This is a genomic window from Neorhizobium sp. 05N33, assembly GCF_056397445.1.
The window spans coordinates 97798-110870 of the sequence record NZ_JBFTNK010000001.1 but is presented as its reverse complement, the minus strand read 5'-3'; the positions used below and the strand labels follow the sequence as shown (position 1 = coordinate 110870).

12 protein-coding genes are annotated in these 13073 nt (G+C 62.1%); 8 read left to right on the top strand and 4 right to left on the bottom strand.

Translation table 11 applies throughout. The features are described from left to right. The first annotated feature begins 10 nt into the window (after positions 1–10). On the top strand, positions 11–928 hold the full coding sequence (locus AC1DLT_RS00535; RefSeq protein WP_477485507.1) for an SMP-30/gluconolactonase/LRE family protein: 918 nt from the start codon (positions 11–13) through the stop codon (positions 926–928). Here the strand turns inward: AC1DLT_RS00535 and AC1DLT_RS00530 are convergent. Genes AC1DLT_RS00530 through AC1DLT_RS00515 form a run of 4 tightly spaced genes read right to left on the bottom strand, consistent with a single transcriptional unit; the run spans position 886 to position 3540 of the window. Beyond that, positions 886–1563, bottom strand: coding sequence for a CDP-alcohol phosphatidyltransferase family protein (locus AC1DLT_RS00530; RefSeq protein WP_477485506.1), 678 nt, complete (start codon positions 1561–1563; stop codon positions 886–888). The two genes, AC1DLT_RS00535 and AC1DLT_RS00530, sit on opposite strands and share 43 nt — an antisense overlap. Next, the gene (locus tag AC1DLT_RS00525) at positions 1560–1952 is read right to left on the bottom strand and encodes a hypothetical protein (protein ID WP_477485505.1); all 393 of its coding nucleotides are present in this window, start codon (positions 1950–1952) and stop codon (positions 1560–1562) included. Before AC1DLT_RS00525 ends, AC1DLT_RS00530 begins: the two co-directional genes overlap by 4 nt. Further along, a complete protein-coding gene (locus tag AC1DLT_RS00520; protein ID WP_247033379.1) occupies positions 1952–2899 on the bottom strand; it encodes a phosphatidate cytidylyltransferase in 948 nt (315 codons plus the stop codon). The genes AC1DLT_RS00525 and AC1DLT_RS00520 overlap by 1 nt, the downstream gene beginning before the upstream one ends. Continuing rightward, the gene (locus AC1DLT_RS00515) at positions 2896–3540 is read right to left on the bottom strand and encodes a lysophospholipid acyltransferase family protein (RefSeq protein WP_477485978.1); all 645 of its coding nucleotides are present in this window, start codon (positions 3538–3540) and stop codon (positions 2896–2898) included. Before AC1DLT_RS00515 ends, AC1DLT_RS00520 begins: the two co-directional genes overlap by 4 nt. A 220-nt stretch (positions 3541–3760) precedes the next feature. Here AC1DLT_RS00515 and AC1DLT_RS00510 point away from each other — a divergent pair, with 220 nt between their 5' ends. The 7 genes from AC1DLT_RS00510 (at position 3761) to AC1DLT_RS00480 (ending at position 12645) form a co-directional block, all read left to right on the top strand. Then, positions 3761–4744: a LysR family transcriptional regulator gene (locus AC1DLT_RS00510; protein ID WP_477485504.1), complete on the top strand. Its 984-nt coding sequence runs from the start codon at positions 3761–3763 to the stop codon at positions 4742–4744. Between the two features lie 140 nt (positions 4745–4884). Next, entirely contained in the window at positions 4885–6399 is a 1515-nt protein-coding gene (locus AC1DLT_RS00505; protein WP_477485503.1) for a class I adenylate-forming enzyme family protein, read from the top strand. Positions 6400–6421: 22 nt separating this feature from the next. Beyond that, a complete protein-coding gene (locus AC1DLT_RS00500) occupies positions 6422–7237 on the top strand; it encodes a creatininase family protein (protein WP_477485502.1) in 816 nt (271 codons plus the stop codon). Between the two features lie 10 nt (positions 7238–7247). Continuing rightward, positions 7248–8873, top strand: a complete 1626-nt coding sequence (locus tag AC1DLT_RS00495) for a CocE/NonD family hydrolase (protein ID WP_477485501.1) — start codon at positions 7248–7250, stop codon at positions 8871–8873. After that, the gene (locus AC1DLT_RS00490) at positions 8863–9888 is read left to right on the top strand and encodes an ABC transporter ATP-binding protein (RefSeq protein ID WP_477485500.1); all 1026 of its coding nucleotides are present in this window, start codon (positions 8863–8865) and stop codon (positions 9886–9888) included. The genes AC1DLT_RS00495 and AC1DLT_RS00490 overlap by 11 nt, the downstream gene beginning before the upstream one ends. Positions 9889–9910: 22 nt before the next feature. Then, positions 9911–10960 carry an ABC transporter substrate-binding protein gene (locus AC1DLT_RS00485; RefSeq protein ID WP_041364942.1) on the top strand — a complete coding sequence of 350 codons (1050 nt, stop codon included), beginning with the start codon at positions 9911–9913 and terminating at the stop codon, positions 10958–10960. Continuing rightward, the gene (locus AC1DLT_RS00480; RefSeq protein WP_477485499.1) at positions 10957–12645 is read left to right on the top strand and encodes an ABC transporter permease subunit; all 1689 of its coding nucleotides are present in this window, start codon (positions 10957–10959) and stop codon (positions 12643–12645) included. Before AC1DLT_RS00485 ends, AC1DLT_RS00480 begins: the two co-directional genes overlap by 4 nt. Positions 12646–13073: the final 428 nt, after the last annotated feature.

Below are 13073 nucleotides of genomic sequence, written 5' to 3'. Positions count from 1 at the left end.
ACCCTCTCCCATGCCGCAGATCCCTTCCATCTACGAAATCCACGACGACCGCTTTCGGCACCTGATCGTTGGCAGCGCGGCCCTCGAAGAGCTTTATTCCGATTGCCGCTGGGCCGAAGGTCCGGTCTGGTTTGCGGATCTGAACTGCCTGATCTGGAGCGACATACCCAACCAGCGCATGCTGCGCTGGGCGCCGGACGGCGGCGTCTCGATCTTCCGTTCGCCGTCGAATTTCGTCAACGGCAATACACGCGACCGGCAAGGCCGGCTCGTGTCGTGCGAACACGGCGGCCGGCGTGTCATCCGGACCGAGATCGACGGCTCGATCACGGTTCTTGCCGACCGTTATCAGGGCAAACGGCTCAACTCGCCGAACGATGTGGTGGTGCGTTCGGACGGMAGCGTCTGGTTCACCGACCCGACCTACGGCATCAAGTCCGATTATGAAGGTTACCGGGCCGAGCCGGAGCAGGATACACGCAATGTCTACTGCCTCGATCCGGTGAGCGGCGACCTCGAAGCGGCCGTCACCGATTTCGGCCAGCCGAACGGCCTTGCGTTCTCACCGGATGAAACGAAACTCTACGTCGCCGACTCTGCCTCGAGCCATGATGTCAATGCGCCGCGTCATATCCGCGTCTTCGACGTGGTCGACGGCAAGCGTCTTGCCAACGGCAAGATCTTCTGCAGTCTCGACAATGGCCTGCCCGACGGTTTCCGCGTCGATATCCAGGGCAATGTCTGGACGAGCGCCGGCGATGGCGTGCATTGCTTCTCCCCGAAAGGCGAGCTTCTCGGCAAGATCCTGGTGCCGCAGACGGTCGCAAACGTCACGTTCGGCGGCCCGCGCAAAAATCGGCTTTTCATCACCGCCACCAAGTCGCTTTACTCGGTTTTCCTGGCGACCAACGGCGCGGCGCTGGGCTGACCTTTGAGGCGCGCGATCAACGTCCTTGAGCGGCGGATTGCCGTGAAGGCCGCGCCAAGCGCGATTATTCCGAGACCAATCATCAGGATCTGGTTGTATCCGCCCCACAACGGTTCAAGGATCGATGCCAATCCTGCCGCGGTGATCGTTGCCATCCGGTGCTGCTTGGCCATCGGGCCTGAGAAATCACTCGGATTGCCTGTGGCGCGGCCGAGTTCCCGGACATAAGCCGTCAAGACGGCAAAAGCACCGGCGGCCCAGCCGAGACCAGGCATGCCGATCCCGTATCCAACGCCCGCAAATATCAGAAGATCGGCGACGCGATCCGGGAACTCGTTCCAGAACGGGCCGTCCGGCTCTCCTTTTCCGCCTTCGACGGCGACCATGCCGTCGAACAGATTGCAAAGCAGCCGGCCCTGGCAGCATAGGACGGCCAGCAGCAGGCAGGCAATCCGCGTCCATCCGACCGTTTGTCCCGCCAGATAGAAGGCGCCGCCGGCAAGGGCTGCCGCGACCATGCTGGCTTGGGATATCTGGTTGGGAGTGATGGTTTTCGACGCCATCCACCGCGCGATCGCGCCTGCCCAGCGGGTGTTGCGGCTTGCCAGAGGCCGCCGGTCGCCTGTCTCTGTCATGTCTTGGCCCCTCGTGCGGAGATCGAATAATTGTAGATCGTGGCGTAGCTCGTCGATACCAGAAGCGGAACCGCGACGGTCTTGAGGATTTCCGGTGTGCCGCTTGCCGCATGGATCGCGACGAGAACAGCGGCCGAGCCGAGGCAGGCAATGAGCGGCGGCGCCCAAAACCGTACCGGGCCGTCAAAGCGCTTCGAAAGCCCGTCGATCACGGATTTCAGGAAAAGCGTCAGGCAAGCCGACATCACGCCCTGCACCGCACCGGAATAAAGCGGCCTTGGCATTTCATAAGCGCGATTGGCAAAAACGGCCCAGCCGCCCATGGCAAGAAACGCAAACAGCACATGCACCGTCCCGCTGCGCGCAAGCCGTTTCAGCACATCCGGCATCACAGCGACCACCAGTAGCGCACGATATGGAAGAAGATCGGTGCCGAGAAGACGACGGAATCCAGTCTGTCGATCAGACCGCCATGTCCTTCGATGAGATTGCCCCAATCCTTGATGCCGCGATCCCTTTTGATCGCCGACATCACCAGGCCGCCGAAGAAACCCATCAATGTGATGACGAAGGCGAGAAGTCCCGCCTGAACCGGCGTGAACGGCGTTATCCACCAAAGGGCCGCACCGATAAGGGTAGCGCTGATGACGCCGCCGACAAAACCTTCGACCGTTTTCGATGGCGACAATTTCGGAGCGATCTTGGTGCGCCCGAACAACTTGCCCCAGACGTATTGCAGCACGTCACTCAACTGGACGACGATCACCAGGAAGGCGATCAGCAGCACGTTGCGGCCCTCGTAGCCCGGGATGTTCAAGGTCAGCAGTGCCGGGACATGCGAGGCGCAGAAGACGCAAATCATCAGTGCCCATTGCACTTCGGCGATGCGGATCAGAAAGCGCTCCGTATCGCCCCTGAGCACGGATATGATCGGCATCAGCAGGAATGCATAGACCGGAATGAAGATCGAGAAGATGCCGTATTGTTCCGCCCAGAGCAGATAATACTGTAGCGGCACCACGACGAAGAAGGCGGCCGCCAGTGCCCAGTGATCGGCCCGGCGGGTGTTGATGAGGGTGACAAATTCTCGAAGCGCGGCAAAGGAGCAGAACCCGAATAGGATGAGAACGCCGATGCGGCCCGCCACGAAGGCAATGCCGATCAGGACGACCATGATCCACCAGGCCTTGATCCGGGCATTAAGGTTTTCGATCGACGCGTTCGAGCCGGTCGGCGAGAGGCGCTGCTGCAGCACGTAACCGATGGCCGAGGCGAGAATCAGCACGCCGAAGATACCCGCCACCAGCGTCAAGAGATCGGAACTCGCGGCACTCATTCGCCACTCCCTGCAGGTTTAGGAGACAAAGCTAAAAGAGCGCTTCGCATTCGTTCAAGGAAAGCGTCCTTGGTTTCACCCGGAGTGAACTGCAGGGCACTACCGAAGGTGACGGTGCAGATCAGCGGTATCGGGACGATCTCGCCCTTCGGCATGACGCGATTGAGATTGTTGATCCAGACCGGAACGAGATCGATGTCAGGTCGCGCCGCGACCAGATGAAAAATGCCGCTTTTGAATGGAAGGAGAGGGGCCTCGGACTGGTTTCGCGTGCCTTCCGGAAAGAGGATCAGCGATGAACCGGCGTCGATCGCCGAGGCCATTTGCGCGATGGGATCCTCTGTCCTCTTGTCTCGCTCCCTTTCGATGAGGACGGCATTGAAGACGTCGCTGCCGATGAAGCGATTGAGCGGCGATTTCAGCCAGTATTCAGCGCCGGCAACCGGACGAGCCTGATGGCGGAGCCTTGGCGGCAACACCGCCCAGACCAGCACGAAGTCGCCATGGCTGGAGTGATTGGCAAAATAGACACAGGGGCGGGAAGGCAGCCCCTCCTCGGGCCATATGGCGCGAACCGCCGTGACCGCCCGGGCAAACAGGACGATTACCGCCGCCGCGGCCTTTGCAATAAAACTTTTCATCCACCCCCCGGCCGAAGCTCGCGATCGCGCCGCCCAAACTCTAGCACCGTCGCCGCCGGAAGAAAGGAACTTCGCAGACGTCCAGCTGAAAATCGCAGAGATGCTGCTCTGCCACTTTATAAAGGGCTCATACGTCCTCCACTGCCGGAGCAAGACAAGTTCCTTAGGTGGCACATCGCTTGCATCGCGTCCTGCGATCCGCCTGCAAGAGGAAACGGCCGTGTACGCGAACATAAATCCCTCGATCGACGTCAGGTTGCTGCGCACCACTTATCTGCTGCTGAGGGAGCGCAATGTCTCCAAGGTCGCCATGCTGCTCGGACACAGTCAGCCGGCCGTCAGTGCCTGCCTGAAGAAGGCGCGGGAGATATTTTCGGATCCGCTTCTCGTGCGCAGCGGCCAGAAACTGGTGCTGACCGAGCGCGGCGAAGAGGTGATGGCCTCGATCGCGGCCATGCTCGAAGGCCTTCTGGACACACTGAACCGCAGCAGCCAGTTCGATCCCGGCATGGTCCACAGCCGGATGCGGATCGCCGCGGTCAACTGCTTCGGCACCTTCCTCATTCCGCCGATCGCCACCAGCATCCGAAGCGAAGCGCCCGGCATATCGGTCGATTTTTTTGCACCCTCGGAACAGAGCGACCTGATCGAAGATCTGGGATCGGGCCGGGTGGACATGGTAATCGGCAATTGGCCGGCGCCACAGCAGAGCTTGAAATCGAGCACACTCCTGCATTGCGACATCGCCTGCGTGGTGCAGAAATCGAACCCGCTGGCGAAGCGCGGACGCCTACTGCTCGACGATTACATGGATGCCGACCATGTATCGCCGACGCCCGGCTCCAACGCCGTCTACAGCCCGATCGACGGGCGGCTGGCGCAGCTTGGAATGCGCCGCCGCATCGCGATGTCGGTGCCGGAATACGCGCTGATCCCGGCGATCCTTGCCGAAACAGACCTGATCTTCACCACGGCGCGGCCCTATGCGGAATATATCGTCGCCAACGCCCCGGCCAATCATTTGCAGCTCGTCGAGGCGCCGAGGGAGTTCGACCAGATGAACCTCTATCTGTTGTGGCATGAGCGGGCTCACAACAGCGGCGCCAACCGGTGGCTGCGCAATGTCATCCGCACCGTCGCGCGCCGTTTCGACCAGACGCTGCACCCCGCGCCATCCGCAATCCCGCTGCGGGCTGCCTCTTGAGGCCGGCAGGTATAAGCAAACGGATATACCCGCTATCGACGGTCGTGGCATTCACCCGCGGACAAAATTTGCCCATGCTGCAGGCAGGATTTACATCTGCCAAAGAATTGAGCAGGCAGATTTAGCACCGGGAATTTCGAATGCTGATGCACACTCTTCTCGTGGATGGCGCCAATCGCGATCCTGACCATGCCTGTTTCCACTGGGTCGATCGCGACAAGAGCCTGACCTATGCTCAGGCCGTCGAAGCCATGGAGCGGGCTGCAGGCGCGCTGCACAGTTTCGGGGTCAAGCCGGGCGATCGGGTGACGATCTTTGCGCATAACGGCATGGACTATCTGACGACGATGCTGGGCTGCTGGCGGCTCGGGGCGATTTCAGCTCTCGTAAACGTCAAGTTCGCCGATGAACTTGCCTATTATTTCGGCGACCATCAGCCGACCGCGGTTGTTTATACCCATGACAAGCATGAACAGGTGAGTGCGGCCGCCGCCGGCGTGCCGACAATCCGGGCATTGATCTGCATGGATGGGCCGCAACCGGGCGCTCATTCCCTGCCGGACCTGATGGCGGCTGCCCTGCCGGCGCCTGCCGATCCGGGCAATGAAGATGCGATTGCCCATCTTTCCTATACATCCGGGACCACCGGCAAACCGAAGGGCGCCTGCCTGAAGCACGAGCCGACGGTGCGGGCGACCCGCTGCATCGCCGAGCGGCTGCAGATCACCGCGGCCGACGTTTCGTTCGGCCCAAGCGCGTTGTCGAGCTCCTACCAGCTGGTCGGCAATCTCCTGCCGCAGCTTTCGCGTGGTGCGGCCATCAATGTCATGGGGCGCTGGACGCAACAGGCCGGCTTCGATGCGCTTGAGGCCCGTGGCGCCACCATGCTGATCGCCAATCCGCCGATCCTGACCGATCTCCTCAACGAGGCCACCATCCGCAGCCGGGTGCCGGCGGCACTGCGCATGAGCATGTCCGGCGGCGGTCCGGTTCCACCAGTTCTAAAGGCTGGCTGGCACGAGAAGCTGAAGCTGCCGCTGGTCGAAAGCTATGGTCAGTCCGAGCTCGGCGGTTTCGTGGCGCTGGGCTTTCCGAAGCTCGATGCCGCCGACATCGAGACCCGCCGCGCCGGAATGCCACTGCCGGACAAGGAAGTGCGCATTCTCGATTCCGACGGCAGCGAACTTCCCTGCGGTTCGGTCGGCGAGATCGCGCTTCGCGGCGGTTTCATGTGGGGTTACTGGGGCAAGCCCGAAAAGACCGCCGAGACACTGCGCGACGGTTGGCTGTGGACCGGCGATATCGGCACGATGGACCGGCACGGTTTTGTCACCATGATGGGACGTCGCTCCGAACTTCTCGAAGTCGGCGGCAAGACCTGGTATCCGCGCGATGTGGAAGAGGCACTTTCGACGGTCGCCGGCATCGAGCAGGCGGCGGTGGTCGGTGTTCCCGATGCGGTGATGAAGACCCGGCCGGTCGCTTTCGTGCAGGCCGCCGCACCTATCGATGGTGAGGCCGCGAAGGCGCAGATCGCCGCCACGCTTCCCTACGACCTCTCCGTCATGACGGTGATCTCGCTCGCAGAGCTGCCCATGACCCCCACCGGCAAGATCGCCAAGGCGGAGCTGGCGGCACGCGCCGCCGCAGCCTGACAATGAAACCGAGGATATGACCATGAAACTGAAATCGCATTGGTGGTGGGACCATACGGCGCGGGATTTCTCCGAATTCGAGATGGAGAAGTTCGTGGCGATCCTGCCGATCGCTGCCGTCGAACAGCACGGGCCGCATCTGCCGGTCCGCGTCGATGCCGCGATCAATGCCGGCGTCGTTGCCCGCACCGTCGAACTGATGGATGACGACCTGCCAGTTCTGGTCCTGCCGATGATGCCGGTCGGCAAGTCGGTCGAGCATACCGCCTATCCGGGCACGCTCACCTTCAACTACGACACGCTTGCCAAGATGTGGTTCGAACTCGGAGAGAGCGTCAATCGCGCCGGCTGCCGCAAGATCATCTTCGTCAATTCGCATGGCGGCCAGCCGCAGGTGATGGACATCGTCTGCCGCGAGTTGCGCATCAAGCTCGACATGTTCGCCGTCAGTGCTTGGGCGAGTGCCGGCGCCGATTTCTCCGACCTGTTCAGCGCCCATGAGATGAAGCACGGCATCCATGGCGGCGAGGCGGAAACCAGCGTGATGCTGTATCTGCATCGCGAGCTGATCGACATGCAGTATGCCGAGGATTTTGTTCCCGTCTCCGTCGAGTTGGAGGCGGCCGGCGGGTTGCTGATACCGGAAGGCCGGATCGGTTACGGCTGGCAGACCCAGGACGTGCAGCCTTCCGGCGCCTGCGGCAATGCCGCTGCCGGCGATGCCGAGCGCGGCCGGCTTTATGTCGAGCGCAGCGCCACCAATCTCCTGAAGCTGATCAGGGAAGTACTGGATTTCCCGCTCGACCGGATCACTTCCAAAACCATGTACAAGGGCTGATGATTTGACGATGTCACCCGCACCATACGGCGTTTCCGGCCCCGAAAGGGGCGAGCTTCTGCTCGATGACGGCGTCGTGCTGGTGTCCGACATCTATCGTCCGATCGGGGAGGGCACATTTCCGGTCCTCCTGATGCGGCAGCCCTACGGGAGGGCCATCGCCTCCACCCTCGTTCTGGCGCACCCCTCGTGGTATGCCTCGCGCGGCTATATCGTCGTCATCCAGGACGTGCGCGGTTGCGGCGATTCCGGTGGTGTTTTCGAGGCTTTCGTCAGCGAGATGGCCGACGGCGCGCGCACGCTGGAATGGGCGGCTAAATTGCCCGGAAGCAGCGGCAAGCTCGGTCTCTACGGCTTCAGTTATCAGGCCGTGACACAATATTTCGCCATTGCCGGCAAGGGGAGGGTGCGGCCGGATGCGATTGCGCCTGCCATGGGTTCGTGGATGCCCCGTGACGACTGGGCCTATGAGGGCAATGCCTTCCGGCTCGGGCTCAATGCCAGCTGGGCGGCGCAGATGGCGCGGCTGACCGCTGCACGGCGCGAGGATGCCAGGACCTATGCGGAGATCGGCGGTGCCGGAGACGATGCAGCCCTTCGCGACCTGCTCGTCTTAAGGCCCGACATATCGCATCTCGGCAAATGGGTGGCGGACGAAAAGGACTATTGGGATGCGGTTTCGCCGGGTGCGCTGCTGGCCGACGATCCGCTCGATATTCCGGTCCTTCACACCGGCGGTTGGGCGGACTTCCTGCTTCAAGGCACCTGGGCTGCAGATGCCGCGTTCAGGGCCAAGCATCCGGATAGCACTCATCTGGTGATCGGCCCCTGGGCACATGCACCCTGGAACCGTGCAGGCGGCGCAAGTGATATGGGTGCTGGTGCGGAACTCTCGATCGACCGCGCCCAACTGGCCTTCTTTGATTTCTATCTCAAGGGGCTCGGCGAGAGACCGCAGCCGGTAAGGTTGTTCGACATGGGGCGTCGGGCCTGGTGCGATTGCGCAGATCGCCCCGTCAGCTCCGAAGCCGAGTTTTTCCTCTCCTCCTCAGGCCTTGGCGCGGCCATGGTCAGCGACGGTAGCCTGTTGATGGAGAGCGGCGCACAAGCCCGCGACACGTTCGTGCACGATCCGACCCGGCCGACGCCGCTTGTCGGTGGCCATCTCGGCACGCCTGTCGGCTTTGCCGATCGCAGCAACCACGATAACCGCGCCGATGTCGCCGTCTATACCAGTGCACCCTTCGACGCGGCGCGTTTCTTCGTTGGCGAGGCCTCGGCCGAGATCGAGGTGGAGACGCAATCCGAAGGTTTCGACCTCGGCGCGACACTGTCGCTCGTCGCGCCATCTGGAGAGGCGAGGGTGCTGAGCACCGGTTATGCCCGCTTCGCAGGCGGCGGCAGGGTTTCGGCGCGCATCAGTCTGCGCCCTATCTGCGTCACCGTTTCCGAAGGTTTCGCGTTGCGGCTTTCGCTGCAGGGCGCCGGCGCGCCGGTCTTCGAAGTTCATCCCGGCGACGGTCCCTTCGCGTCCGTGCCCGAAATGGCGCGGCGACCGATCACCATTTCCATCTGCCATGGCGGGACGACTCGTTCCCGCCTGATCATGCCCGAGGCTCTCGACCATGTCGCATAAGCACTACCTCACGCTCGACAACATCACGGCCACCTACGGCGATTCCGTCGCCGTCAGCGGCCTCACGATCGAGGTCGCCAAGGGCGAGCTTCTGTCGCTGCTCGGGCCGTCCGGCTGCGGTAAGACGACGACGCTCCGGATGATCGCCGGTTTCGTGCAGCCATCGGAAGGGCGCGTCATCCTCAACGGCGAGGACATCAGCAAGCGCCCGGTCCATACCCGCAATATCGGCGTCGTCTTCCAGTCCTACGCGCTGTTTCCGCATCTGACGGCGCTCGACAATGTCGGTTTCGGCCTGCGCATGCGCCATGTCGGCAAGGCCGATTGCCGTGCCCGCGCTGCCGCAGCACTCGATACGGTCGGGCTCGGCGCCTATTACGATCGGTATCCCGGCCAGCTTTCCGGTGGCCAGCAGCAGCGCGTGGCGCTTGCCCGCGCGCTGGTGATCGAACCGGACGTGCTCCTCCTCGACGAACCGCTGTCCAACCTCGATGCCCATCTTCGCGCCGACATGCGCACCGAAATCCGCACGCTGCAGCAGCGGCTCGGCATCACCACCGTCTTCGTCACCCATGACCAGCAAGAAGCGCTTGCGATGTCAGATCGCGTCGCGGTGATGAACAAGGGGCTGCTTGCCGAGATCGGCACGCCGGTCGGGCTCTGTGACCGGCCGCATTCGCCGTTCACCGCCTCCTTCCTCGGTGCCCGCACGGTGATCGAGGGCAAGACCGAGAACGGCCTGTTTTCCGCGCCGGGGCTGACATGCGAAGGGGCGCCTGCCGGTGCCACCCGTCTCGTGCTGCGCGCATCTCGCCTGAGACTGTCCGGTGAGACAGGCCCGCTGCATGTCTCAGGCACGCTCGTCAATGCAGCCTTCCTCGGCGACACCTACGAAGCCGATATCCAATCCGCATGCGGCACGATCCGCCTGATCGTGCCTTCGGATATGCCGCCTCCGCCCCTTGGGACGCCGTGCAGCATCCAGACCCAGCCGGGTGGCGCCACATTCATCTGACCGAAAAAAGGGGAACCAAGACATGAACGTCTCGCGTCGTACATTCAACAAGCTGATCGCCGGTGCTGGCCTTGCCGCACCGTTCCACATCATCCGTCCCGCCTCCGCGCAGGAGCCAAAAAAGGGCGACGAACTGGTCGTCGGCATCTGGGGCGGCGCGCAGGAAAAGATCGTCAAGGAACATGTCGAGAAGCCGCTGGTCGAGAAATACGGCTGCAAGATCAGCTATGTTCTCGGCGGCACCGGTGACCGTCGCGCCCGCGCCTATGCGGAACGCGGCCGTCCGAGCTTCGACGTTCTCTACCTGAACATCTTCGAAAGCCGTCAGGCAGTGAAGGACGGCGTGACCCAGGCGCCGACACCTGCCGTCAAGAATTTCGAAGCGCTCTATCCGAGCGCCCGCAAGGGCGGTTACGGGGTTGCCTTCAACCCCTGCACGATCGTCTACGACAAGACCAAGGCGTCGAAGCCGATCACCTCCTGGAAGGACATGTGGAACCCGGAATGGAAGGGCCGCATCGCCTGGCCGGATGGTCTGGGCGCCGAAGGCATTTCCGCGCTGATGATGGCCGCCCGGGTCTGGGGCGGCGACGAGAAGAACGCCGACATCGCGTTCGAAAAGGTCAAGGAACTGAAGCCTTTCGCGGCGATCCAAGGCAGCCAGGCGCAGCTTTTCGAAATGTTCGACCAGAAGCTCGCCGATCTTTCCGTCGAATTCGGCAGCTTCACCCAGTCCTATGTCGAAACGCGCAATCCCAATATTGCGATCGCCACCCCGGTCGAGGGACAGGCGCTTTCGATGAACGTCGCCTGCATCACCGAAGGCACCAAGAACCAGAAGCTCGCCGAAGAGTGGATCAACCTGCATCTCTCCGAGCCCTGCATGCTCGCCTACGCACGCCAGATTTACTACTCGCCGACCGTCAGCAACATTACCGTACCGGACGACATCAAGTCGAAGCTCGTGCTCGGCGATGCCAATGTCGCCAAACTCGTCGATTTCGATTGGGACGTGATCAATGCCAGCCGCGCCAAATGGCAGGCGAAATACGATCGGGAGATCGCCGGATGAACCGTTGGATCGGGCCGGCGCTTGCAGCGCCGGTCACCCTTTGGCTGCTTTTATCCTTCGCGGCGCCTATGTTCGTGGTACTCGTGCTTTCCCTGCACGAGTATCCTGATCCTTTCGGCCCGCTGTTCCTGGCGCCGTCGATCGCGCAGTTCCGGGATATCGTCTCGGACGGCTTCTATTTCGGCGTCGTCTCCGAAACCATCCTGCTCGGCCTTGGCGTCACCGTGATCACCGCGCTTCTCGGTTATCCGCTCGCCCACTGGCTGGCGCGGATGCCGGTGAAATACCGCGCAGCCGCGTTTGCGGTCATCCTCATTCCGCTGCTGACCAATGTCGTGGTCCGCTCGCTCGGCATTATCCTGCTGCTGGCACCCGAAGGGCTGGTCAATTCCGTCACCGGCCTCATCGGCATTCCACCGGCCCGGTTCATGCTGTTCACCCATGGTGCGGTCGCGGTTGCACTGGCGCAGGTTTTCCTGCCGTTCATGGTGCTGGCGCTCTACGACAACCTGCAGAACACCTCGCCGCGGGTGCATGAAGCGGCCCAGAGCCTTGGCGCATCTCCGGCGGTTCGGTTCCTCACCGTCGACCTGCCGCTCTCCCTGCCGGGCCTGCGTTCCGGTACCGTCATCGTTTTCCTGATGGCGACCACGGCCTATGTGTCCGCCTCGCTGCTCGGCGGCAAGAAGGTCTGGACCACCGGCATGCTGGTGCTGCAGGAAGCGATCAAGAACCTCAATGCGCCGCTTGCCGCCGCACTTGCGATCGTCATGACCGTCACCGGTCTCGCCTTTGCGGCGCTCTGCGCCTACGCGCTCAATCGCCTGATGCCGTGGTTGAAGGGCAAGCCCAGCAATCCGTGGAGCATTCCGCGCTGGCTGGTGCAGATCATCGACATCCTCGGGCCGATCGTGTCGAAGCTGCTGCTTGCAACCTCGTTGCTGCTCCTGCTGCTGCCGCTGGTGCTCGTCTGTGTCCAGAGTTTCAACGATGTGCCGCAGGCGACCGCTTCCGGCTTCCGCGGCTTCACGCTCAAATGGTACGAGGCGGTATTCTTTGCCGGAACCTATGCGGATGCCTTCTGGGTGTCGGTGCAGCTTGCCGTCACCTCCATGCTCGTGGCACTGGCGCTCTCGCTGCCTGCAGCGTTCGCGCTTGCTCGCTATCCCTTCAAGGGCCGGTCCACGCTGCTGACCTTCTGGCTTTTACCGATGTCGCTGCCGCATGTGGCGATCGGCGTCGGTATGCTGCGGTTGCTGCAGATCTACCTGATCATCCCGCCTTTCCTCGGTCTCGTGGCGATCCACGTGATCGTCATCCTGCCGTTTGCGATCACGCTTCTGACCACCTCGGTCATGGGGCTCGATCGGGCGCAGGAAGAGGCGGCGGCGAGCCTTGGGGCAAGCCCGGTGCGACGCTTCTTCCTGATCATCATGCCGGGACTGGCGCCAGGGCTGTTCGCGGCCGGCATCGTCGGCTTCCTGCTGAGCTTCGGCGAGGTGACGGTGACGAGCTTCCTCACCACCGCCCGGCTGACGACTCTGCCGGTCAGGATCTACGCGGAATCAACCTTCAGCCTCGAGCCGACCGCGCATGCAATCTCAGCGGTGTTGATACTGTTTACCGTGATCGCGCTGACCGTACTGGGCAAGGTCGTGCGTCTTGATCGCCTCTATGCCAGATAGACAAGGTGGAACAACGGGTGGAGATCCGGAATCAAGCTGGATATCCAGGAGGTTCGGACCAACCGACGCTCTATGTCAGTAGATAGACAAGGATCGCCGCCCCCAATATCCAAAGCGCGCTCAGAAGAGCTAGAGAAACAGCAACCGTTCTGCGGTCAAGTTGAACCCACGGCCGTGGACCGCGCAGGCTCATGGCCGACGTGTTATTGCGGGCGGTTGGAACTCCGAAGACCGATATACTTTCTTCAGCAGAAGCAGTTTTTGACAGTCTCGCTTTCATGCCAGTTTTATCCGATTTGTTCAAATCCATCTAATTTTGAAGGCATTCTGCTGGCGCATTGATCCGGCGCGGCGATAAGATGATGCACCTGCAAAAGTTGTCCCGGTAACTCGCCGGTTGCGGTGGAAATTTGCCGAAGATACGCTAC